General features: G+C 41.2%; 17 protein-coding genes. 7 read left to right on the forward strand and 10 right to left on the reverse strand.

What is annotated here, in order from left to right:
• Position 1 precedes the first annotated feature (1 nt).
• A complete protein-coding gene (locus tag I8T81_RS16250) occupies positions 2-1,300 on the reverse strand; it encodes a glycosyltransferase family 4 protein (protein WP_198072785.1) in 1,299 nt (432 codons plus the stop codon).
• 139 nt (positions 1,301-1,439) lie between these two features.
• A complete protein-coding gene (locus tag I8T81_RS16255; RefSeq protein ID WP_100290121.1) occupies positions 1,440-3,623 on the reverse strand; it encodes a carboxy terminal-processing peptidase in 2,184 nt (727 codons plus the stop codon).
• A 192-nt stretch (positions 3,624-3,815) separates the two neighbouring features.
• Here I8T81_RS16255 and nagZ point away from each other — a divergent pair, with 192 nt between their 5' ends.
• Together nagZ and I8T81_RS16265 are read left to right on the forward strand one after the other, a co-directional pair.
• A complete protein-coding gene (gene nagZ, locus I8T81_RS16260; protein ID WP_198071652.1) occupies positions 3,816-4,835 on the forward strand; it encodes a beta-N-acetylhexosaminidase in 1,020 nt (339 codons plus the stop codon).
• Positions 4,836-5,202: 367 nt separating this feature from the next.
• Entirely contained in the window at positions 5,203-6,045 is an 843-nt protein-coding gene (locus I8T81_RS16265; RefSeq protein ID WP_198071653.1) for a class I SAM-dependent methyltransferase, read from the forward strand.
• Between the two features lie 54 nt (positions 6,046-6,099).
• On the opposite strand, the gene I8T81_RS16270 is transcribed toward I8T81_RS16265, so the two are convergent.
• Entirely contained in the window at positions 6,100-7,413 is a 1,314-nt protein-coding gene (locus tag I8T81_RS16270) for an alpha/beta fold hydrolase (protein ID WP_198071654.1), read from the reverse strand.
• Positions 7,414-7,712: 299 nt separating this feature from the next.
• Here I8T81_RS16270 and I8T81_RS16275 point away from each other — a divergent pair, with 299 nt between their 5' ends.
• Positions 7,713-8,978 carry a glutamate-5-semialdehyde dehydrogenase gene (locus tag I8T81_RS16275; protein ID WP_039250396.1) on the forward strand — a complete coding sequence of 422 codons (1,266 nt, stop codon included), beginning with the start codon at positions 7,713-7,715 and terminating at the stop codon, positions 8,976-8,978.
• A 105-nt stretch (positions 8,979-9,083) separates the two neighbouring features.
• Here the strand turns inward: I8T81_RS16275 and I8T81_RS16280 are convergent, their stop codons facing one another.
• The 5 genes from I8T81_RS16280 to edd form a co-directional block, all read right to left on the reverse strand.
• A complete protein-coding gene (locus tag I8T81_RS16280; protein ID WP_100192012.1) occupies positions 9,084-10,712 on the reverse strand; it encodes an NADP-dependent glyceraldehyde-3-phosphate dehydrogenase in 1,629 nt (542 codons plus the stop codon).
• Between the two features lie 145 nt (positions 10,713-10,857).
• Positions 10,858-11,370, reverse strand: coding sequence for a gluconokinase (locus I8T81_RS16285; RefSeq protein WP_198071655.1), 513 nt, complete (start codon positions 11,368-11,370; stop codon positions 10,858-10,860).
• 17 nt (positions 11,371-11,387) lie between these two features.
• A complete protein-coding gene (locus tag I8T81_RS16290; RefSeq protein ID WP_151749505.1) occupies positions 11,388-12,746 on the reverse strand; it encodes a GntT/GntP/DsdX family permease in 1,359 nt (452 codons plus the stop codon).
• Positions 12,747-12,931: 185 nt separating this feature from the next.
• Complete coding sequence (eda, locus tag I8T81_RS16295; protein ID WP_004698780.1) at positions 12,932-13,561, reverse strand: bifunctional 4-hydroxy-2-oxoglutarate aldolase/2-dehydro-3-deoxy-phosphogluconate aldolase; 630 nt, start codon at positions 13,559-13,561, stop codon at positions 12,932-12,934.
• 20 nt (positions 13,562-13,581) lie between these two features.
• Positions 13,582-15,435 carry a phosphogluconate dehydratase gene (edd, locus tag I8T81_RS16300; RefSeq protein ID WP_198071656.1) on the reverse strand — a complete coding sequence of 618 codons (1,854 nt, stop codon included), beginning with the start codon at positions 15,433-15,435 and terminating at the stop codon, positions 13,582-13,584.
• 760 nt (positions 15,436-16,195) lie between these two features.
• On the opposite strand from edd, the gene I8T81_RS16305 reads away from it, so the two are divergent.
• The 4 genes from I8T81_RS16305 (at position 16,196) to I8T81_RS16320 (ending at position 22,027) form a co-directional block, all read left to right on the forward strand.
• A complete protein-coding gene (locus I8T81_RS16305) occupies positions 16,196-17,398 on the forward strand; it encodes an acetate/propionate family kinase (protein WP_198071657.1) in 1,203 nt (400 codons plus the stop codon).
• A 35-nt stretch (positions 17,399-17,433) separates the two neighbouring features.
• Positions 17,434-19,578 carry a phosphate acetyltransferase gene (gene pta, locus I8T81_RS16310; protein ID WP_134262238.1) on the forward strand — a complete coding sequence of 715 codons (2,145 nt, stop codon included), beginning with the start codon at positions 17,434-17,436 and terminating at the stop codon, positions 19,576-19,578.
• 226 nt (positions 19,579-19,804) lie between these two features.
• Complete coding sequence (locus I8T81_RS16315) at positions 19,805-21,331, forward strand: fumarate hydratase (protein WP_004883333.1); 1,527 nt, start codon at positions 19,805-19,807, stop codon at positions 21,329-21,331.
• Between the two features lie 141 nt (positions 21,332-21,472).
• A complete protein-coding gene (locus I8T81_RS16320; RefSeq protein WP_004710671.1) occupies positions 21,473-22,027 on the forward strand; it encodes a DUF2059 domain-containing protein in 555 nt (184 codons plus the stop codon).
• A gap of 24 nt (positions 22,028-22,051) precedes the next feature.
• Here I8T81_RS16320 and I8T81_RS16325 read toward each other — a convergent pair whose 3' ends face one another.
• Both I8T81_RS16325 and clpX read right to left on the reverse strand, forming a co-directional pair.
• Positions 22,052-22,768 (reverse strand): DUF2846 domain-containing protein, encoded by a 717-nt coding sequence (locus I8T81_RS16325; protein ID WP_004698797.1) that lies wholly within the window; start codon positions 22,766-22,768, stop codon positions 22,052-22,054.
• 147 nt (positions 22,769-22,915) lie between these two features.
• Positions 22,916-24,229, reverse strand: coding sequence for an ATP-dependent Clp protease ATP-binding subunit ClpX (gene clpX, locus I8T81_RS16330; protein ID WP_002053318.1), 1,314 nt, complete (start codon positions 24,227-24,229; stop codon positions 22,916-22,918).
• Positions 24,230-24,236: the final 7 nt, after the last annotated feature.

Genomic DNA, 24,236 nt, shown 5'->3' on the forward strand with positions numbered 1-24,236 from the left:
CTTAGGTGAAGTCCACCGAGGATTCCTTCACTACCTGATAAAATGCCTGTTCTAATTGCTGTACCGGAAGTTGCCAACCGCTTTGCTGTACTTTACGACAGGCTTGTATGCCCATTTCTCTAAGTTGTTGTACTGAAGGGAGTTGATAAATTTGTTGTATAAAATGGTCTTTCTGTCCAAGTGGACTTAACCAGCCACTTACGTTATGGACTAAATATTGATGTGCACAAGCATAATCATACGCGATCACTGGCAAACCGCTTGCCATTGCCTCTAAAACTACGTTACCAAACGTTTCAACTTGACTGGCAAATACAAATACATCTGCGCTTGCATAGGCAGTCGCCAACTCTTGTCCACGCAAACTACCGGTAAAAACAACATTTCTCGCTTTTGACAGTGCTTTTAATCGAGCAAGATCTGGGCCATCTCCTACTACCACCAGTTTAGTTTTATGTTGCGACATGTTTTGCATGGCTGCATAACTTTCAACAATCAATTGTACTTCTTTTTCCGGCGACAAACGTCCCACATACAGCATGACACGAGTATCGGCATCGACACCCCATTGCTGGCGTAGGCTTTCTGAGCGATGCTTTGGTGAAAAGCGCGTGGTATCAACCCCTCGTCCAACCACAATAAGTGGGCAGCTAATACCAAAACCACGTAAGGCTTCCTCTGTATCTTTACTCGGCACACAGGTCACTTGAGTATTGTTATGAAACCAGCAAAGGTATTTTTGGATTGGCTTAACCAAGAAAGCCAAATCAAAGAATCGACTAAAATCTTGAAATGGTGAATGGAAGCCACTAGAAACTGGAATATCTTTTGCCTTGGCAGCTTGCATGGCAGCTAAGCCCAAAGGCCCTTCCGTCACAATGTGTACAACATCAGGGACAAACTTTTCAAAAGCTTTTGAAACTTTTAAATATTGAGGCCAGCCAAATTGCAAAGTTGGATATTTTGGTATGGCTTGTGACATAACCAGACATTCTTGCTCTGGTAGAAAATCATGACACTTGGCTTTTTGTTCTGGTCGAACCAGTAAAATTTTATGACCTTGTTTTTGCAAACCTTGACATAACTGTAATAGCGAGAGCGCTACACCATTAATCTCTGGTGGCCATGTCTCTGTCACAATCGCAATTTTTAAACGTGGACGGACTAAATCATGGAGTTGATGCAATCCCTGAGTATTAGACCACTGCTGTTTTTGTTTGAAATGGAATTGGAAGCTTTCAGGAAGTTGCTGTTGTTTTAATAGTGCTGTCGCGAATGAGCCTTGCATAGCGCCATCCATCAATGTATTTATTTTCATGCTTAAAGATTAAGCAGCTTTCTTGACACTTTGATGATAAATGCATGACAGTTTACTGACATCAAAAATTAAAAAAGCACGCTGAGAACAGCGCGCTTTTTCGTAAAACAGACAAAAGAACTTAACGGTTTTGCAATTTTGCATAGTCCATAAGTACATTTGCCGCTTCATTCACAAATGTTTCTTCTTCTGGCAACGCAGGACGTTGGTTAGCTTTCATTTTGGCACGAGATTCAGCTAACGCATCTAATGAAGCTTGATAGCTTTCCCAGTTTGCAAAAGGCTTTTGACCTGTTGCTGCACGACGCTCATTTTCAGCATCTAAAGTTTGCTTTTCTAAACCAAGAAGCTCAGCACGGCGCTTATCAATATCAAGTACAACTTGCTTTTGGTCACTCGTAACCTTCGCGATAGCCGTACGTTTATTTAAATATTTAAACTGTGGGTCAACTGCTACACGCTGTTCTGAAAGTTGAGACAACTTCGCAACATACGGTTGAACAGAACCTTCACGTTTAAATGGCGCAGTAGGAATGGTATCCCACTTCAACGCATTCTTCGATTTACGCTCACCAAACTCTTCGTTATAGATATCGACAAGCTTAATATCTGGCACTACACCTTTGTTTTGCGTACTACCACCAGTAACACGGTAGAATTTACGCTGAGTTAAGGTCGCTTGACCGTATGCCAAAGTATCAAGTTGAACTTGAGCTGTACCTTTACCTGTGGTTGTACTACCAATGATAATGCCACGCTCATAGTCTTGAATTGCCGCAGAGTAAATCTCACTTGCAGACGCTGATGCTAAGTTCACCAATACAGCAAGTGGACCTGTATAGATTTGCTGACCGCCATCGTTGTCTTCAAATACACTTACATTGCCGTTGCCATCACGAATTTGCACAACCGGACCTGATTTAATTACCTGTCCAAGCATACGTGCAACTTCTTCTAATGAACCACCCGGGTCATTACGCAAGTCAATAATAATACCTTCTACTTTCTTAGCTTTTAATGCCTCAAACGCATTTGCAGTGTCTTCAGAAACTGAACGATATTGCTGACCAGCGCGACGTGAACGATAGTCAAAATAGAACGATGGGATTTCAATCACACCTAATAGGTGCTTTTTACCGTCGCGTGTTACTTCAACTGTACGTGAGCGAACACCAGCATCTTCTTCTTGAATAACATCACGGACTAAAGTCACATTACGCGCCTGACTCATTGACGCACCCGCACCAAGAAGCTTAAGCGTTACTTTAGTGCCACGTTTACCACGAATAAGCCCAACAATTTCCGAACTTGACCAACCCACCACATCGATCATTTTACCGCCCTCTTGAGCGACTCCAACGATTCGGTCTCCTGATTTCACTTGACCAGACTTACTTGCAGGACCACCTTCTACAATGGTTTCAATCTTGGTGTAATCTTCATTGCCACGCTCTGGACGAATCGATACCCCAATACCTTCAAGTTGTAAGGTCGTTTGGCGGTTCAGTTCTATCGCATCAATTGGTGGATAATAGTTACTGTGTGGATCATAGGTCGCTAGCATTGCGTTTAATGTTTTATCTAAAACATCATCGCTTTTCACACGGCTAATTCTTTCAAGTTGACGTGTATAACGCTTAGTCAAAGTCTGCGCTGGTGTTAAATCTTCTGGGCCTGTTAAGTCTTGACCATCAGCAAGTGACGGGTTTTCTTTAAGCGCCTTTTGTTTTGCTTGTTCCTCTTCACGGCTAATCGTCAAATTGATTAACTGTGATACCAGCATTTTACGCCAGTGATTTTGCTGCTCAGCCGTTGTTTTAAAATACGGCGCTTTTTCGCGATCTACTTCAATATAGCTATTTGGCTGTTTTAAATTTTGTGGTTGTTTTAACTCAGCCAGCATGAACTCGTAAAATTGTTTTAAGCGTTCACGATATTGCTGGTGAATTGCAAACGGTCCAGTTAAGTTCCCCGCTTTTAATGAAGCACCAAAATTTGAACCATAAAGTTTTTTATAATTTTGAACTTCAGCGTCTAAAAATAATGAGTGATCTGGATCAAGACTGTCTAAGTACATATCGAGAATACGATTAGATGTATTCGCATCTAGTCGCATATTTAAATAATGTTGGCGATCAACTAAAGTTGCCAGTTGACGAGCCACCAAGGCCTGCTCTTGCGTTGGCTGGATCGATTGAGAAACAGCAGCAGTATTAGTTGCTGCTCTTGCTTCGTTCATCGTATGAGAGAAGAATAAACCGCCAGTCGCGATTGCTACTGCACAAGCTATAGTTTGAAGTTTCATAAATTCTTAATACTTCCTTGGGTGTTCGTATCTTACACGCTCTGTTTTCGATATGAACTAAGCAGATTCAACATCTTAACCAACTAAATTGTTTATACCGTGTAGTTTTATCATATTCTGTACTGACAAAATGTAGCAAATCATTGCAAAATTCGCTTATTGTTTTTCAATCAAAATTCAAATGGAACCAATATGATTGGCGCGTTGATGCTGGACATTGCCGGCACAGAACTTACTAAAGAAGATATTGAACTATTACAAGCTCCGCAAGTCGGTGGCATGATTTTATTTGCACGAAATATTGAATCACCACAACAAGTCCGTGCTTTAACCGACCATATGCGCCAAGTTCGCCCAGATATTTTGATTGCTGTCGACCAAGAAGGTGGTCGAGTTCAACGTTTAAAATCTGGCTTTACTCTACTGCCAGCAATGGGTCGCTTTGGCGAACTCTATATCACTCAACCACAAAAGGCTCTTGAACTGGCTGAACAATGTGGCTGGTTAATGGCAACTGAAGTCTTAGCTGTGGGGATCGATTTTAGTTTTGCACCAGTTTTAGACCTTAATGCTATTAGCGATGTGATTGGTGACCGTGGATTCTCTAAAAATATTGAAGATATCGCTCCGCTTGCTGGCGCATTTATGCGCGGTATGAAAAAAGCTGGAATGGCAAATACCGGCAAACACTTTCCAGGTCACGGTTCGGTCAAAGCCGACTCACATGTCGCAGCTGCTATCGACAGCCGTAGCTATGATGAAATTTATAACCATGACATGCAAAGCTTCATTAAGCTTATGCCTGAGCTAGACGCACTCATGCCTGCACATGTGATTTATGATCAAGTTGACCCAAATCCGGCAGGTTTCTCACCTTTCTGGATTCAAGAAGTTCTACGCAACCGTTTGAAATTTGATGGCGTACTTTTCTCTGATGACTTAAGCATGCAAGCTGCTTGCGTCGCTGGTGGTGCAGATGCGCGTATTCAAGCAGCTCTCGCAGCTGGCTGTGATATGGGGCTGGTATGTAATGACCGTAGTGCCGCATTTACAGCTCTTGAAGGTATTGCTCACTTAGAGCTACCAAACCAAGAACGCCTTGAACGCATGCGCGGTCAAATTCCACAAATTCAGATTGGTGAAACCTTGTCGCTTGGCGAACACTGGCAAGCTGTCAAAACAGCCATTGAAGAGTTTAAAAATTCATTCTAAATTTAATGAGGAATTAACTAAGCACTAATCCATAATATGGATACGTGAAAGTGTCATCTGCAACCTGAGCAATGCAAAAGCGTTAGCGCTTTCGCATTGCGCAAGACAAACGAAGTGCGTAGCATTTACTCAAGCATAGCTTTCGTTTTACGGTACGGCAAAGATAATTAATCTTTGCTATTCGTACCTCAGGTTTTGGTTACTTTTCCCGAAAGAAAAGTAACTCCAACTGAAAGCTCATCCCAGAATGCCAACCTAATTGACAGGACTCCGTCATGCAGGTTCATTCACCATCAATGCATTAGAACCTCTTCATTGTTATTAATAATGAAGATCACACAAAAACAATAAACCGAGTTCAGGACGAATGACACAACACCTTTCAAAACACCGCCACATCTCTTTTACAGCCCACTATACGGGTTATATCTGGTATCAAATGGGGATCTCACACGAAGCACTTGCTACCAGCAAAGGCAAATCGTTGGCATATTTAGTTCACCCATTAGAATCATGGGCAGAAAAATATGTCGGTGGCAGCATGCGCACTACGCTCAAACAACGCCATACCATGCTCGATCATAATTTAGAGAAGTTGATTCAAGAAAATCCTGATTTACAGGTGCTTGAAATTGCCTGTGGTTTATCACCACGTGGTTGGTGGTTTAGACAGCATTACCCTTCTATTACCTATCGGGAGCTTGATTTACCCGATATGGCACAAACTAAACAAAATGCCCTACAACAAATTGAAAAAAATGCCCCTGAGGTTTTATCAGTCGATTTATTTACCGAAGCCTTTGCACAAGCGTTTGAAGTGTTTAATCCTAACCGTCCACTAGTTGTGATTAGTGAAGGTTTAATTAACTATTTTGATAAAGACTTATTAAAACAACTGATCCAATCCATTGTTCACTATGGTGCTTCTTTTAAAAAGCTTCATTATTTAACTGACCTCTACCCTGAACCCGTTAAAAATAAACTCGCCAGCATTATCTGGAACAGCAGTAAATTATTGAAACTCATGTCTCGAAGCTCTTTTAGTTTTCATTTTAAAACGCCACGTGAGGTTAAAGACTTTTTTAAAAATGCAGGCTTTAGTCAAGTTAACATTGAACAACCACAAATATTCTTTGGGGAAATTTCTAAAGAGAGCAATAAAGAGCATTTAGGTGATTTAGTCTGGACTATTCATGCTCAATTAAAATAAAAAAAATGGAAGTCTCATAATTTTTGAGACTTCCATTTTATGAAAAATTAAAATTTATGCGGCTAGCTTTTGGCGAGCAATAAAACGACTTAAACGATCAGCAAGCTCAAAACTGCCATGTTTAAATAAAGCACGTATTCCTTGTTCAGTAGCTTCAAAGATTAAACATTCAATCGAGAAAGGGCCTTCTTCATCTTCTAGATGCAGAGCCAGATCCCGTGGGTGTTCATTTACAAAGTCGAGCTGTATCACATCATCTAACTTTAAGTACATTCCAAAGAAAGTGACATCTGCAATCGTTACTGGCACTTCCGTTTTACATTCACGGTGGCTCAATTTGGTTTTAGGTTGGAGGACTGAAATCCGCTCTTCACCTCGACGCTCCATGCTTTGCATTTGTTCGCGCGTCATTGGAATAATGCCATCCAGATTTTGGATAGATTCACCTTTTAAGAATGAAGTAAACAAACTCATGGTTTCTTTACGACGCTGGAGCTGTGGTACATGATCGGCATTCGCAATGAGTGCAAACTCCATATCAGGACATTGCAAAGCAAAGTTCGCATTTTCATGAGGCAGAGTAAAACTGTCATACTGCCCCGCTGCAACCAGTGTTTTACACTCTGGAATTGGTACATTTGTTAACCGCAGAAGACGATTACAGTTAATGTCATAACGTTCGCGCTCGGTACCCGTGAACTCAGCCATTTGCCTAAAAAAAAGTTTTTTAGCTGTCGGAGACATACGTGTTTTATCTAACTTGGCATGATTGACCAAATATAAAATGACCGCTTGCCCAAACTCTTCCATGCGGTTTTCTTGCATGAGTTTGAGTGATTCTTCCAAAATCATTCGCCAGCTTTTACGCGTTTTTTGCATGACCCCCATCAAAATCATGCGATCCATTAAGTCTGGACGGTGATAAGCAAAACAAGAAGCAACGACTGAACCCAACGACATACCCATTACAGAAACTTTTTGAATTCCAACAATATCTAACCAGCGACCTAACATTTCTGATAAATCAGGTAGTTCTAATGTTCCAGCAGAAATTCCAGTATCCCGATTGGTAATTTGTTGATTTGCGCCCATTGATGGCAAGTCAATTAGAATGACAGGACCACTTTCAAAGAGTTGCTCAACACAATATTTATAAGAGTTAAAATTTTGAAAAGCGCCGCCAACAATCACGATGGGTGTTTTGTGAATGGTTTTTGGATCTGCAATCGCCATATACTCAATTTTCCAACCGTCAATCCATGTAGTACGAGCTGGCTGTTTAAAACTATCTCTATTGTAGATATCGAAAAACCCAAAACCGGCATAAGCTTGGTTTATCTCCGAATCCATTTGAATAATGGAATTCATATCCTTGCTTCCTCCTTGCTGTAATTTTTTTATGCTGCAAGAGTTCCTTCTTGAACATGTAATCTTTTATGCACAAATCTTTAAAATTTGTATTAGTTTGTATTGCACAAGTCCATTCTAAACAATTGTCTGAAATATACGCAATCGCTGAAATGACCGCTCATCTTGTTTAAGCCGCTAATAGTTTTCAAAATATTTAAATGTTTCTTTATAGCGATCACATTTTTGAAAAAAAGCCATTCATTGTTCCGCATTTGACTGCTACTATCTTAGTCATTGGTAAATGATTAAAAACTGCTATGCAAGATTCAATTGAACAATACATGCAAAAAGTTGGGCAACAAGCACGTGAAGCTTCACGCGTATTAACAAGTGCTTCAACTTCGCTTAAAAATCATGCACTCTCTGCTATTTATACTGCTTTAGAAAATAATCAGGCAGCAATTTTAGCGGCGAATCAACTCGACATGGAAAAAGGCCGTAATAACAAGCTTGATAGCGCCTTACTTGATCGTCTTGAGCTTACGCCCGCACGCTTTAAAGGGATGTTGCAAGGTTTAAAAGATGTGATCGCGCTTGTCGATCCAATTGGGGAAATTACGGATCTTGCATATCGCCCCACAGGTATTCAAATTGGAAAAATGCGTGTGCCTCTAGGCGTAGTGGGTATGATTTACGAATCACGTCCAAACGTAACACTTGAAGCTGCATCTTTAGCGATTAAATCGGGCAATGCCATTATTTTACGTGGTGGTTCAGAAGCACTTGAGTCAAACAAAGCCATCGCTGAAGCGATTAAACATGGTTTAAAAGTTGCTGGGTTACCTGAGCATTCGGTACAAGTGATTGAAACTTCTGATCGTGCAGCGGTTGGTCACCTCATTACCATGGCTGAATATGTAGACGTTATTGTTCCACGTGGTGGCAAAAGCCTAATTGAACGTGTAACCAATGAAGCTCGTATTCCTGTCATTAAGCATCTTGATGGTAACTGCCATGTATTTGTAGAAGCTCAAGCAGACTTGCAAAAAGCATTACCAATTACATTGAATGCCAAAACACATCGTTACGGCGTTTGTAATGCGATGGAAACACTGCTTGTTGATGAAAAAATTGCAGACGTTTTCTTACCACGTATTGCTGAACTGTATGCTGAAAAACAAGTTGAGTTGCGCGGCTGTCCAGAAACACGTCGTATTTTGGGTGCCTCTGTAAAACCTGCGACAGAAGAAGATTGGTATACCGAATATTTAGGACCAATTCTTGCTGTTAAAGTGGTTAGTGGTATTGATGAAGCAATTGACCATATCAACAAATATGGTTCACATCATACCGATGCAATTGTGACTGAAAACTATACTTTGGCTCGTCAGTTCTTGGCTCGTGTAGATTCAAGTTCAGTCGTGATTAATGCTTCAACTCGTTTTGCTGATGGCTTTGAATATGGTTTAGGTGCTGAAATTGGTATCTCAACAGATAAAATTCATGCACGTGGTCCAGTTGGTTTAGAAGGCTTAACTTCTCAAAAATGGATTGTGTTAGGTGACGGTCAAATTCGTCAATAAGTCCTCTCTTATTTAAATAAAACGCCTGATCAATATCAGGCGTTTTATTTTGTTAGCTCCAATAAAAAACCAGCCCAAAGGCTGGTTTTTTTAATCATATGTTCATTAGAAAATAAAGTCGGTATTCACAAATTTAGAATAGTGCTCAGAAACCATAGAGGCCAGCATGCCTTTGCTATCATCGGTCTGTTTAGCAGCAATCATAGCGCGGATAGAGAATGCACGCAGCGCATCATGCACAGACAGCGTACCTTCCGCAGAATCTTTACGGCCACCGAATGGAAATACATCTGGACCACGTTGACACTGACAGTTGATATTTACACGACAAACTTGATGTACAAGTGTATCGACTAAATGACCAATTTGCTCAGGATCGCTACCAAAAATACTCACTTGCTGACCATGATCCGAAGTCGTAACATATTCCAGCACAGTTTCAATATCATCATAAACAGAGACGGGCACCACTGGACCAAACTGTTCTTCGCGATACAGTCTCATACCCTCTGTCACCGGATAAACTACGGCTGGATAGAACATGGTTTTGCAGAACTCACCACCTTCTGGATTAACGACTTTAGCTCCTTTAGCTACGGCATCATCAATGACTTCAGTCATATAGGTCGTACGGTGCATACCTGGCAATGGAGTAATAAATACACCTTTTTCCCATGGCATACCCACTTTTAGTTTAGCCAGTTCAGCCGTTAAGCGCTTAACAAATTCGTCAGCTATTGACCGATGTACCATCAACATTTTAAGCGCAGTACAACGCTGACCATTAAACGACAATGCTCCCAACAGGCACTCTTTCACGGTCAAATCCAAATCAGCATCTGGCAGAATAATGGCTGCGTTCTTTGCATCTAATCCTAGAATCGCACGCAGACGGTGAGATTTTGGATGTTGTTTTTTCAAGTGGTCAGCCACTTTACTAGAACCAATCAATGCCAATACATTAATTTTTCCAGATGCCAACAGATGTGGCACCACTAGAGAGCCTGGTGCATAAATCGTATTGATCACACCTTTTGGAAATGAATCACGGAATGCTTCCAACAATGGTTCAAACAGCAAAGTACCAAATTGAGGCGGTTTAAAAATGATGGTATTGCCCATCAGCATGGCCGGAATCAAGGTAGCAAAGGTTTCGTTCAGCGGGTAGTTGTATGGTCCCATACACAACACGACACCTAGTGGAGTTCGACGGATTTGACCAATCGTACCTTCAGCAATCACAAAGCGGGAGTTGGCATTATCCAGATCTTTCAGGGCATCAATCGTTTGACGCATATAGGTAACAGTACGATCGAACTCTTTCTCGGAGTCTGCCAAGCTCTTACCAATTTCCCACATGATTAGTTTAACAATGAGGTCTCTCTGTTCCACCATACGCTGAATGAAATTTTGCATACAAGCGATGCGCTCACCCACTTTCATCATTGGCCATTCACCACGACCATTATTGTAGGCGCGTACTGCCGCTTCTAAAGCTTCGTCACTTTCTTTCTCACCCATGACTGGATAACTACCAAGCTCAACTTGTTGCAAGCTACCGTCAGGCTGCTGAATCCAGATTGGAGAGAATGTCTTCTTGGTTGAACCAGCCCATAACTTCAACTCACCATCCACTAACGAGATACGCTGATGAATCTGAGATGGCAGACGTACGCTGTCAGGAATACTATCTACTGGGGGAAATTTATGTTGTAAATTATTTGAATGGCTCATTATTCTTATCTCCAATTATTTATAAATGTAAACCTAACCCGTTATGAACAGGTCTAGTTTGTGTAAATACCAGTACTGTTACCGGTATTTACCTTGCTTGAGCCTTAGGCTATAGAGCCATTAAAATGTGGGTTTCTAACCGAGGTTAACCGCGACACACGCTGTCAGTTACCCCTAGTTTCTGCATGACTTGCACAACGATTTGTTCAGGTGTGAGCTCAATATCAATAGCAATTGCTTCATTCACATCAGGTTCTTCTAATGTATCTAGCTGAGTTTGTAACAATGATGGATCAAAGAAATGACCCGATCGCTCAGCAAGTCGTTGCTGCAACAACTCATAAGACCCTTTTAAGTATACAAACTTAATATTCTGGTCATGACCACGTAAAATATCGCGATAGACTCGTTTTAGTGAAGAACAAGTAAATACAGCCGTTTCACCTGCTTGTTGTTTTTCTTCAATTGCCTGACGAATGGCTTGTAACCACGGCAAACGGTCTTCGTCAGTTAAAGGAATACCTTGGCTCATTTTGCTTTTATTTGCAGCCGAATGAAGCGTATCGCCATCGAGGAACTCACAAGCCAAACGCTCTGATAACAACTCACCGATTAGGGTTTTACCTGTTCCACAGACACCCATTGCAATCACAATCATGGATTACTCACCTTTAATTATAAAATAGTGCTAAGCAGTAGCGTGAAAGATAAACCCAACACCGAAATGATCGTTTCTAATACCGACCAAGTTTTGAGTGTCTGCCCTACTGTCATACCAAAATATTCTTTGATTAGCCAAAATCCTGCGTCATTCACATGTGAGAACACCAATGAACCTGAACCCGTCGCAAGGACTAAGAGTTCCGGCCTAACAGCAACGCCAGCCGTAGCTGCAATTGGAGCAACAATGCTACAAGCGGTAGCCATCGCAACCGTTGCAGAACCTGTAGCCAAACGAATCAATGCTGCGACAAACCAACCCAATAATAATGGCGACAAATTTGCCTTTAAGGCTGTAGATACAATCTCATCAGAAATACCAGTGTCACGCAAAATGCCACCAAAACCGCCACCAGCACCTACAATCAACATAATCCCGGCAATAGAAGCTAAACACCCACCACAGAATTTTTCAATTTGTTCACGGTTAAAGCCCTGCATCGTACCAAAGGTAATAAAGCTGACCAATACGGCAATAAGCAACGCGATATCAGAAGTACCTATGAAACGTAATAGATCATTTGCGAAAGTCTTTGGTGCAAAGAACAGATCAGCCCAACTTCCGATTAACATGAGTACAACAGGCAGCATAATCGTAAATAAGGTAATCCCAAAGCTTGGTAGCTCACGTGTCCTATTCGTATCTGCTTCAACGAACTGCTTTGCTAACGGGTTATTTTCAGGCAATTTGACGTATTTATTAATCCAGAGTGCATACAAAGGCCCAGCTACAATAGCTGTTGGAACACCCACGATTAAACTGTAAGCAATCGTTTTACCAATATCCGCATGATAGGCCTGCACTGCCAGCAAAGCTGCTGGATGTGGCGGAATTAAACCATGCACAACCGACAAACCGGCAACCATCGGTAAGCCAACAACCAGTAAAGATTTACCTGTCCGTTTAGCAATGTTAAATGCAATTGGAATGAGTAGAACAAAACCGACTTCGAAAAATACGGGAAGACCAACAATAAGAGCAATAAACATCATGGCCCAGTGAATATTTTTCTCACCAAACCATTTAATTAAAGTAATTGCTATTCGTTCAGCACCACCCGACTCGGCCATCATTTTGCCAAGCATCGTTCCGAGTGCAATTACAATCGCAAGGTGGCCCAAGGTTTTACCAGTACCAACTTCATATGACTTAACAATATCGCCCATTGGCATGCCAACAGCTAAAGCTAAACCCAGTGAAACAATGATAAGAACTAAAAAGGGATAAATTCTGAACTTCGCGATCATAACAACCAATGCAATAATCGCGATTACAGTGTAAATCAGCAACATGCCACCCTGAACCGTCTCCATGGGACACTTCTCCTTGGAATTATTATTTAGGCACACTGCCTAAACAAAGGTCTTCAACCACAGTAATTCCTACTGTTAAGACATTAATTTTTTATATTTAGGTGTGACCAGCACAAACTGGTCACATCAATACAGCCTTTAAAGCACATAGAATGCACTTCATTTTTTATAAATATTGACTACATTTACAATGCTCTCAACTGACTCGCAATTTGAGCTAAACGCGTAATTTCAGCCCAGTCTTGTGCAGCAACAGCAGCTTTAGGAGTTAACCATGAACCACCTACACAAACTACGTTAGGTTGCTTCAAGAAATCTGGTGCTGACTCTGCTGTAATTCCACCGGTCGGGCAAAAACGCAAGTTTGGAAATGGACCATAAAATGCTTTGAGCATCTCGACCCCACCTGCTTGCTGAGCTGGGAAAAACTTCACAATGTCATAACCCAACTCAATCGCCTGAATCAGATCACTTGGTGTCATGACCCCTGGTAATAGAGGTAAGCCAGCATCTTGTGCAGCCAAATGTAAGTCTTTGGTTAAACCAGGAGATACACCAAACTTAGCGCCTGCTTTTTTAGCTTGAGCACAGTGCTCAGGCTTAGTAATTGTGCCCACACCCACCACAATGTCATCTGCCAACTGGCTTGCACGCTCAATAGCAGCAAGACCCGCAGCGGTACGCAACGTAATTTCAAGGACTTTTACACCACCAGCATGCAACGCACGTGATACATGCTCACCTTGTTCGGCAGAGTCAAAAGCCAACACGGGAATTACTGGGCCTAATTTGACCACATCTTCAATCTTGCTCATTACTTTGTAATTCCTTTGTCTCAAATATGCGCTTGCGGCTCTTCACCAACAAGTGAACCAAACACAGATGCACCATGTTCAGCAGGTGCTGCTGCTGCACGGAATACACCAAATAATTCACGGCCGAAACCAACTTCGTTTTCTGCCTGATGTTCTGGCTGTGCAACAGGGCGTGATTGCCAAGTTTGTTCATCTAATTCAATATCGAGTAAACCAGCCTCAGCATCAATAACCAACATATCTCCGGTTTGGACTTTAGCAATCGGCCCATTTAGTAAGGCTTCTGGAGATAAGTGAATCACCGCAGGAACTTTGCCTGAAGCACCAGACATACGTCCATCAGTAACTAAAGCAACATGGAAACCTTGATCTTGTAAAACACCCAACACAGGCGTCAAACGATGTAACTCAGGCATACCATTCGCACGAGCACCTTGGAAACGAACAACCGCAATAAAGTCTCGGTGTAATTCGCCACGATCAAACGCTGCTTGTACTGCTTCTTGAGAGTCAAACACAATTGCCGGAGCTCTAACTTTACGGTGCTCTGGCGCAACAGCAGAGATCTTGATCACACCACGACCAAGACGACCTTGCATTAAACGTAAGCCACCATCTGGCTGAAACGGCGCATCAATGCTACGGAGTACTTTGTCATCAAGGCTTTGAACTACACCGTCAACCCAAGTGAGCTTACCGTCAATCAATTTCGGTTCTTTGGTGTAGTGCTGTAAACCCTTACCAGCGACTGTCGTTACATCGTTATGGAGTAAACCAGCCTCAAGTAAGTTACGAATAAGGAATGCCACCCCACCCGCAGCTTGGAAATGGTTTACATCGGCCTTACCATTTGGATAGATTTTTGCGAGCAATGGAACAACAGCAGACAACTCATCAAAGTCATCCCAGTCAATTAAGATGCCAGCCGCACGTGCAATCGCAATCAGATGCAATGTGTGATTGGTTGAACCACCCGTCGCGAGTAAAGCCACAATGCCATTGATAATAGCTTTTTCATCAATCACATGACCAATTGGTGTGTAGTTGCCTCGCTCAGCAGTTAAGTCAAGTACACGCTTAGCAGCTTCAGCAGTGAGCGCATCACGTAATGGCGTATGAGGGTGAACAAATGCAGCGCTTGGCAAATGTAAACCCATGACTTCCATCAGCATTTGGTTACTGTTTGCAGTACCGTAGAAGGTACATGTGCCTTGACCATGATAGGCAGCCGATTCAGCTTCAAGTAAGGCATCTCGGCCCACTTGACCAGTCGCGAATTGTTGACGGATTTTGGCTTTATCATCATTTGATAAACCGCTACTCATTGGACCCGCAGGCACAAAAATAGTTGGTAGATAACCAAACTGTAACGCACCAATCAGTAAGCCCGGCACAATCTTATCGCATACGCCGAGACACAATGCGGCATCGAACATGTTATGAGAAAGTGCGATCGCTGTACTCATCGCAATTGTTTCACGAGAGAACAATGACAATTCCATACCTGCATTACCTTGAGTAATGCCATCACACATTGCAGGTACACCACCAGCAAACTGAGCAACACCACCATTTTCACGGGCAGCTATTTTTATAATGTCTGGGAAGGTTTTATAAGGGGCATGTGCTGAGAGCATTTCATTATATGAAGACACAATGCCAATATTAGGTTCACGCCCCACTTTAATAATTAATTTTTCATTATCTTCCATGCTGGCAAAACCATGCGCGAGATTGGCACATGAGAGTGCTCCACGAGCAGGAAATTTACCTTGGGCATGTTCAATGCGTTGTAAATATGCAAAACGAGTTTTTTGGCTACGCGCGATTACACGCTCGGTAACTTTTGCCAATATTGGGTTCGGCAAGTCCATGCTGGACGCTCCTGTACAACCGGATAAGCCGGAAAACAAAATAGACCAAACGATATATTTAACGATCATTTGGCAGAGGGATGAATAATATTATTAAGGCAAAAAGCGACATGCAAGCCCTTATAACTCCGAGCAATACTCTAGGTCTTAGTATTAAAGACAAATAATGTTTAAGTTTTAAACGAGGAAATGATTTTATTTTTGACTATATTTACGGGTAAATTAAACATTAATAACTATGAGAAATTTCTCATAATATCAAAGCAATAAAATATCTATTATAAATGGGTGAGCACTGACTTTTTTATACTTAGTTTGATATTAAAAATGTTTATAATTTATTCTTTTTATCCTATGTATAAACTATTAAAACTTAATTTCAATTACGTATATTATTTGTAATACTCCCCTCTAGTTTGATTAAAATAACAACACTTATTTTTTCTTAAAAAATTTATACCAAATAGTTGAAAATTACATTGATTCAAAATTTACTTTTCATAAATATATACAAAAAACTGTTTAATTCTTCTACAAAAAAACAATAAATACAGTGGTTAAGCTTTATACTCAACGAATATTAGTTATAAAAAATTTGATGGTCGATAGTGCTTAAGTCTAATGGGCTAAAGTCTATCTTGGACAGAAAAACAACACATGTTAAAACATCACAACCTGCTCTTAATGCATGTTGCAATTAATGCCTTTTGATCAGGAAGTTAGGAAAACTATTTTTAAATCAGGACTTGGGTATTTCAACGTGGCTACATCAGTATTAGTTATTAATTGCGGTTCTTCATCTATTAAATACGCGCTGGTTTCAGACCGTCGTGAAGATCGTATTTATGGTTTAGCAGAAAACTTAGGGGCGGCTGATGCTCGTATTAAAGGAATTACAGTCGGTGGAGAACCACTAGAGCTCTCAATTCCTTATGCTGACCACGCCAAAGCTTTAGAAACTTTACTTGCACGTCTTGCAAACTATAAACCTCAAGCAATCGGTCACCGTGTCGTACATGGTGGAAGCCTCACTAAAGCTGAATTACTTACTCCTGAAATTATAGAACGTATTCGTGCAGCTACCCCTCTTGCACCACTTCATAACCCAGCCCACTTAATCGGGATTGAAGCAACGATGCGCCTATTTCCTGAATTACCTCAAGTTGCCGTATTCGACACCGCATTCCACCAAACCATGCCTGCACATGCATACCGTTATGCAATCCCTAAATTTTTATATACAGACCATAACGTTCGCCGCTATGGCTTCCACGGCACAAGTCATGCTTATGTGTCTGACCGCGGTAGTGAACTGGCTGGTAATTTCCAAAAAGGTGGCTGGTTAACAGCACACTTGGGCAATGGTAGTTCGACTTGTGCAGTGTGGAATGGACAAAGTGTTGATACTTCTATGGGCCTTACCCCGCTTGAAGGCGTTGTAATGGGAACCCGTAGTGGGGATGTCGACCCAAGCTTACACAGTTTTCTTGCAAAAAATCTTGGCTGGGACTTGGCGAAAATCGATAAAGTTTTAAATAACGAAAGTGGCTTACTTGGCTTATCACAACTTTCTAACGATATGCGTACTGTGATTGAAGCCTCTGAAAATGGCAACGAAGATGCGCGTCTTGCAATTGAAGTATTTAGCTACCGTCTTGCAAAATCACTTGCTGCATTAAGCTGTGGTTTACCAAGTATTGATGGCCTGATCTTCACAGGTGGTATTGGTGAGAACTCAGCTTATATTCGTGAAAAAACTTTAGCTTATTTACCTCACTTTGGTTTACAGCTCGATAAAGACCAGAACAACAATTTAAAACGTGGCACAGAAGGCCGTATTGATAGCGGTACAGGACCACAAATTTGGGTGATTCCAACCGATGAAGAAGGCCGTATTGCTAAAGAAACGCGTCAGGTTGTAGACGTTGCACAAAATACATCTTCTGAAGTTAGCCTTGCTTAATTACAGAAGTCAAAGAACATTATTTATAGGTTTATATGAATACAATTTTATTAATTCCTACAGGTGAAGGGGTCGGTTTAACCTCTGCCTGCTTAGGTATGATTTATGCACTTGATTGTAATGGGATTAAAGCAGGCTTTTTAAAACCGTTTTCTCAGGTAGATCAAGAAACTTTAGACCGAACTACATCTTTATTTGGTCATTTATTTCAAGGTAAAACTGTTCAATCCATTTCTCATGAAACGTTAACCCAACGCATTGCATCAGGTGAAGTTGATGAGCTACTTGAAGAAGCAGTAAGTCTTCATCGCAGTATTGCAGCCGACAATAATGTGATTATTGTTGAAGGCTTATTGCCAAATGGGCAAGACCATTTTGCCAGTGAGCTTAATGCCAGCCTTGCCCAAGCTCTTGATGCAGAAGTGGTTTTAGTGAGCACGGCTGACATTCAAAACCCACGTAAAACAGCCGAGAAAGTTGAAGCTCACTTACGTCAATTTGGTGGTGCAACTTCTAACCGAACAGCAGGTGTACTCTTTATGCGTACACGCGGGTTATCTGAGGAAACCGCTCAGATTCCTGTCGCATTTGACCCATCGCTACGTCCAACTGAAGACATCGCAAAATTTACAACAGAACTGCAAAAATACAATCGCTACTTTGGATCAAACGATTTACCAATTATTGGCTTAGTTCCATTTAGCAATACCTTAAGTGTACCTAGAACCTTAGACATCGCGAACGTGATTGATGGCCAATGGGTACATCAAGGCGAAGCGAAAACACGTCGTATTTTGCACTCAAGTTTAATTGCCTCAAGCATTGAATATGAATTGAATAAATTCATTGCTGGCGAGCTGATTATTAGCGCATCTGAACGCACCGATGTGTTACTTGCAGGTAGCTTGGCAACCAGTAATGGTATTCCATTGGCAGGCTTGGTACTGACCGAACGTGAAGCACCTGCCCCTGAGCTTTTAGAGTTTTGCCAAAGCGCTATCAAACAAGGCTTACCAATTTTACATACCCGTTTAAACACACTGGAAACGGCACAACGCTTATCTGATTTTGGTAATGAAATTCCAACCGATGATACTGAACGTGCCGAGCAAGTGACTCGTTTTGTTTCAAGTCATATCGATGTCGAATGGCTTAAACAACACAGTAATAATGGAGCAACACCACGTCTTTCTCCTTCTGCATTCCGTCACGAACTGGTACAAAAATCGATTGCAGCCAAAAAACGGATTGTCCTTCCAGAAGGCGACGAGCCACGCACTATTGAAGCTGCTGCTATATGTCAGGCTCGTGGTATTGCGCATTGTATTTTGTTAGCAAAACCAGATGCAGTACAAGACGTTGCAAAAGCACGCGGTATTGAATTACCAGCAGACTTAGAAATTATTGATCCGGACAGCATTCGCAATCAATATGTTGCATCTATGGTTGAACTCCGCAAAGGCAAACTCAATGAGTTACAAGCCAAAGATCAATTACAAGACACTGTTGTTCTTGGCACCATGATGCTGGCTCTAGATCATGTAGATGGTTTGGTTTCTGGTGCAGTTCACACAACCGCGAACACCGTGCGCCCTGCTTTCCAGCTGATTAAAACCGCACCTTCTTACTCTTTAGTTTCGTCCATATTCTTTATGCTTTTACCAGATGAAGTTTATGTTTACGGTGACTGTGCAATTAACCCAGACCCTACAGCCGACCAGCTTGCTGAAATTGCGATTCAGTCTGCTGACTCTGCAAAAGCGTTTGGAATTGACCCACGTATTGCCATGATTAGCTATTCAACTGGTACGTCTGGCACTGGTGCTGATGTTGAGAAAGTACAGCAAGCAACTCAAATTGCACAGCAACGCCGCCCTGATTTACTGATTGATGGCCCACTCCAATACGATGCAGCTTCTGTTGAAAGTGTAGGACGCCAAAAGGCACCAGACTCACGCGTAGCTGGTCGTGCCAATGTATTTATTTTCCCAGACTTAAATACAGGTAATACGACCTATAAAGCAGTACAACGTGCAGCAAATGTAGTCAGCGTTGGACCAATGCTGCAAGGCCTAAACAAGCCAGTCAATGACTTGTCTCGTGGTGCTTTAGTAGATGACATTGTCTTTACTATTGCCTTAACAGCAATTCAGGCTGAACAACAAGCTGCTGCCAAATAATTAATATCATTTAATCTTTTCTACCTCTCGCCATTTGATGTCCGCTCAAATGGCTTTTTTTATTCTCAAATAACTGCCTTCGCAGTTGGTTGTTCTTAGTTTTAAATCACTTAGCATTACCCTTATTCGACTTTTGGTCAAAAGATCAACCAATCCCCCACAAGTTTGTGTTTTTGTCATATAATTTAGCCCGCTAGCTAACAGCCCGCTCAAGAGATTTTCTGGTATGACAACGATTATCAAACAAGATGACTTGATTACATCAATCAAGGACGCCCTACAGTTTATTTCGTACTATCACCCGCAAGACTTTATCCAAGCGATGAGCCGTGCTTATGATCGCGAAGAAAACAAAGCTGCAAAGGATGCAATTGCACAGATTTTAATTAACTCCCGCATGTGTGCGGAGGGTCATCGTCCAATTTGCCAAGACACTGGTATTGTTAACGTTTTCCTTGAAGTGGGCTTAGATGTTAAATTCGATTTAACAATGAGCTTAGACGATGCAGTAAATGAAGGTGTTCGCCAAGGTTACCTTGAAAACAGCAACGTTCTTCGTGCATCTGTACTTGCTGACCCTGCATTTGGTCGTAAAAATACAAAAGACAACACCCCTGCTGTTATTCACTACAAACTCGTACCGGGTAATAAAGTAGATATTACTGTTGCTGCTAAAGGTGGCGGTTCAGAAAACAAATCTAAACTTGCGATGCTTAACCCATCTGACTCGATTGTTGACTGGGTTCTTAAAACTGTTCCAACTATGGGTGCAGGTTGGTGTCCTCCTGGTATGCTCGGTATCGGTATTGGTGGTACTGCTGAAAAAGCCATGATGCTTGCTAAAGAAGCACTCATGGAAGAAATCAACATGGACGAATTACTTCGCCGTGGACCAGAGAACAAAATTGAAGAACTTCGTATCGAAATCTTTGAGAAAGTAAACGCTCTCGGTATTGGTGCTCAAGGTCTTGGCGGTTTAACCACTGTTCTTGATATTAAAATCAAAGATTACCCATGTCACGCTGCTGGTAAACCAGTAGGTATGATTCCTAACTGTGCTGCGACTCGTCATGCTCACTTCCAGCTTGATGGTACAGGTGTAGCTCATATTCAAGCACCAAAACTTGAAGACTACCCTTCAGTAACTTGGGACTCTTCACAGTCTAAACGTGTAAACCTTGATACCATTACTCAAGAAGAAATGGATTCTTGGAAACCAGGTGACACATTACTTCTTAGCGGTACAATGTACACAGGTCGTGATGCGGCACACAAACGTATGGTTGAAATGATCGACAATGGTGAAGAATTACCAGTTGATCTTAAAGGTAAATTCATTTACTACGTTGGCCCAGTTGATCCTGTGGGTGATGAAGTCGTTGGCCCTGCTGGTCCTACAACTGCAACACGTATGGACAAATTCACACGTAAAGTACTCGAGCATACTGGTCTATTCGGTATGATTGGTAAAGCTGACCGTGGTCCAACAGCAATTGAAGCAATCAAAGACAACAAAGCAACTTACCTTATGGCAGTTGGTGGTGCGGCTTACCTCGTATCTAAAGCTGTTCGTGAAGCTGAAGTTGTTGCCTTCGCTGACTTAGGTATGGAAGCAATCTACAAATTCGTAGTTGAAGATATGCCTGTATCTGTAGCAGTTGATGTAAACGGTACTTCAATTCACGCAGTGGCTCCAAAAATCTGGCAAGCGAAAATTGGAAAAATTCCAGTAATCGATGCCGCAGCAGGCTAATCAAGAAAAGCACCGAATTCGGTGCTTTTTTTATGCCTTATAATTTTTTTTGGAAGTTGAAAAGAATTGTAACAATTAGTTCGCCAATCTATGTTATTAATAAATACACCCACCCGCCATAAACTGCATATAGGTCATTTCATGACTATCCGCCCTATTCTTAAAAATCTCTCAATCAGCCTCTGCCTAAGCTGTATTACGACAAGCTTGTTTGCCTCTCCTGCCAAATTAAGTTCAGTCAAAGAACTCATGCAAATGAGCCAAATTGATTATTTATTGAAAGAATCAATTAATGAATTAACACCTTATTATGATCAACAAGCTGAACAGATCATTACTAATATTACGGGCATCAAAACTTTAGGTCCGAAAGAAAAAGAGGCCGCAAAAAAGTTAGGCTTACTTTTAAAAGATTCGAGTAACCAGCTCATTAGTAGCCCAAAAACTACGCAAGCCTTACAAGATATTTATTTAAAGACATATACTGAAGAAGAAGTTCAGGCAAATTTAAAATTTTTAAAAACCCCAGAAGGTCAATCAATTACGCGTAAAAACGTACAGATTATGGGGCAAATTTCAGAATACATGATGGAGTTGGGACAACAAACCTTTAATGACCCTAAAGCACGCGATCATATGCAAGAAGAGATGCTTAAAATTATTGCGCCACTCATGAAAGATAAAGAAAAGTCTTAACTTTTCTTTATCCTTTGTAGGCCATTACCACGTTAAAGGATTCCACAATTTAAATGGTTTAATCAGATGGACATCTGATTTTTCATCATATTTGGCTGGTTTTAGCTCTTGTGGTTTATGTCGAATTTTTCCTGAAGCATCTTCAGCAACAAAATTGTAGCTAGAAGATTTAAGCTCCGTAAAAGCAATCTCTCTACGTCCGATATTGTCTTGCATTAACATAAATGGGCCAGTGTGTTCACCGCGGTCCATTTTGTTTTCTTCATCGTATTTTAAATAATAAGATGTTCCTGCATCGACCGTAATATCAATATATTTTGGCTCTTGGAAATGAATACCTAATAAAGGCCGACTTGCAGAAATACGATAACTTCCTGCTGGCAGTTCAATCCAGTAATAATGGTTATGCAATAAGCTTGGAATTCGTTTGCCATTTACAAATAAATTAATTGCTGCAATTTCCTGACGGTTCCATTTGGTATCTGGCCGATAGAGATAGACTACTGCTGCATGTTCATTTTGCGGTTTAATCGGTACAAATGTCTGACCTAGTTTTTGGTTGACCCATCCCCCCATGCTAAAACCACCCACATGGTATTGATCAAATACACCAGGTGCTTTATCTACATCAACTTTAGGTAAAGTCGCAGTCAGCTCAGCTGGATTCTTTGCCAAGTGTGATGAACTCTGGCAACCCGCAAGTAATGCGGTACAACTTAATGCAATAATTAAATAACGCATGACATCCCTCAAAGCGTTTTCTTTTGATTTTTCTATATCGCAAAACTATGCGTATTTTGTTTTTTTAGATTAACACCACCTACATGAATTGAAAACAAAAAAAGCATGAATCACTCGCGCGATTCATGCTTTTTAGATGAATGAAATCTAAGCAGACTTCGAATCAATTACTTTTAAATCTGCCTTAGCAACACTTTCATGAGTTGCTGTTTCTTTAGGCTGACGTTCTGGCTTGTAAACAGGTTCAGCTTCACCATTAATCACTGCTTCATTAATGAAAACTGTTCCTACATCTGTACGGCTTGGTAAGTCATACATTGTTTCAAGTAAAACATTTTCCAAAATCGAACGTAGACCACGAGCTCCGGTATTACGCTCAAGCGCTCGCTTAGCAACTGCACGTAAAGCAGAGTCTTCAAATACAAGGTCAACATTTTCCATGTTGAACAAGTATTGATACTGGCGAGTTAATGCATTTTTTGGTTCTGTCAAAATTTGCATTAATGCTTCTTCATCAAGCTCTTCAAGCGTCGCAATAACTGGTAAACGGCCAATAAACTCTGGAATTAAACCAAATTTCACTAAGTCAGTTGGCTCAACTTGACGGAACAATTCAGCAATTTTCTTGCTTTCATCTTTTTTCTTCACGTCAGCTGTAAAGCCAATTCCGCCTTTTTCTTGGCGCTGTTGTACAATTTTTTCCAGTCCAGCAAATGCACCACCACAAATAAATAAGATATTTGAGGTATCAATTTGAATGAACTCTTGCTGCGGATGTTTACGTCCACCTTGTGGTGGAATTGAAGCTACAGTACCTTCAATCATCTTAAGCAATGCTTGTTGTACACCTTCACCAGAAACGTCACGAGTAATCGACGGATTTTCAGATTTACGTGTAATCTTGTCGATTTCATCGATATAGATAATACCCTTTTGAGCTTTCTCTACATCGTAATCCGCTTTTTGCAAAAGCTTTTGTACAATATTTTCAACGTCTTCGCCGACATAACCCGCTTCGGTTAAAGTGGTCGCATCTGCCATCGCAAATGGAACATCTAGCAAACGAGCCAATGTTTGAGCAAGTAATGTTTTTCCTGAACCGGTAGGACCAATCAGTAGAATGTTACTTTTAGCAATTTCCACATCTTTAGACACATGACCAGATTGCCCGACTTTTAAACGTTTATAATGGTTATAAACGGCAACAGATAATGTCTTTTTGGCAAGATCCTGACCAATCACATATTGATCAAGCGCAGCACGTATTTCATGCGGTTTTGGCAATGCCTTGCTCGCCCAGTCACCTGCTTCAACCTGTTGGCTGGTTTGTACAAGGTCTAAGCAGACATCTACACACTCATTACAAATATATGCGTCCTCGCCCGCAATCAGTTTCCCGACTTCAGACTGCGTTTTACCGCAAAATGAACAATGTTTTTGTCCTTGAGGATGTTCGGACATATTCTCT

It is taken from the genome of Acinetobacter seifertii (assembly GCF_016064815.1).
Classification (GTDB): Bacteria; Pseudomonadota; Gammaproteobacteria; order Pseudomonadales; family Moraxellaceae; genus Acinetobacter; species Acinetobacter seifertii.

What these genes read in the sequence shown, in the direction of transcription:
- I8T81_RS16250 (WP_198072785.1), bottom strand. Translation starts at nt 1,300, where the DNA reads ATGGATGGCGCTATGCAAGGCTCATTCGCGACAGCACTATTAAAACAA.
- I8T81_RS16255 (WP_100290121.1), bottom strand. Translation starts at nt 3,623, where the DNA reads ATGAAACTTCAAACTATAGCTTGTGCAGTAGCAATCGCGACTGGCGGT.
- nagZ (WP_198071652.1), top strand. Translation starts at nt 3,816, where the DNA reads ATGATTGGCGCGTTGATGCTGGACATTGCCGGCACAGAACTTACTAAA.
- I8T81_RS16265 (WP_198071653.1), top strand. Translation starts at nt 5,203, where the DNA reads ATGACACAACACCTTTCAAAACACCGCCACATCTCTTTTACAGCCCAC.
- I8T81_RS16270 (WP_198071654.1), bottom strand. Translation starts at nt 7,413, where the DNA reads ATGAATTCCATTATTCAAATGGATTCGGAGATAAACCAAGCTTATGCC.
- I8T81_RS16275 (WP_039250396.1), top strand. Translation starts at nt 7,713, where the DNA reads ATGCAAGATTCAATTGAACAATACATGCAAAAAGTTGGGCAACAAGCA.
- I8T81_RS16280 (WP_100192012.1), bottom strand. Translation starts at nt 10,712, where the DNA reads ATGAGCCATTCAAATAATTTACAACATAAATTTCCCCCAGTAGATAGT.
- I8T81_RS16285 (WP_198071655.1), bottom strand. Translation starts at nt 11,370, where the DNA reads ATGATTGTGATTGCAATGGGTGTCTGTGGAACAGGTAAAACCCTAATC.
- I8T81_RS16290 (WP_151749505.1), bottom strand. Translation starts at nt 12,746, where the DNA reads ATGGAGACGGTTCAGGGTGGCATGTTGCTGATTTACACTGTAATCGCG.
- eda (WP_004698780.1), bottom strand. Translation starts at nt 13,561, where the DNA reads ATGAGCAAGATTGAAGATGTGGTCAAATTAGGCCCAGTAATTCCCGTG.
- edd (WP_198071656.1), bottom strand. Translation starts at nt 15,435, where the DNA reads ATGGACTTGCCGAACCCAATATTGGCAAAAGTTACCGAGCGTGTAATC.
- pta (WP_134262238.1), top strand. Translation starts at nt 17,434, where the DNA reads ATGAATACAATTTTATTAATTCCTACAGGTGAAGGGGTCGGTTTAACC.
- I8T81_RS16315 (WP_004883333.1), top strand. Translation starts at nt 19,805, where the DNA reads ATGACAACGATTATCAAACAAGATGACTTGATTACATCAATCAAGGAC.
- I8T81_RS16320 (WP_004710671.1), top strand. Translation starts at nt 21,473, where the DNA reads ATGACTATCCGCCCTATTCTTAAAAATCTCTCAATCAGCCTCTGCCTA.
- I8T81_RS16325 (WP_004698797.1), bottom strand. Translation starts at nt 22,768, where the DNA reads ATGCGTTATTTAATTATTGCATTAAGTTGTACCGCATTACTTGCGGGT.
- clpX (WP_002053318.1), bottom strand. Translation starts at nt 24,229, where the DNA reads ATGTCCGAACATCCTCAAGGACAAAAACATTGTTCATTTTGCGGTAAA.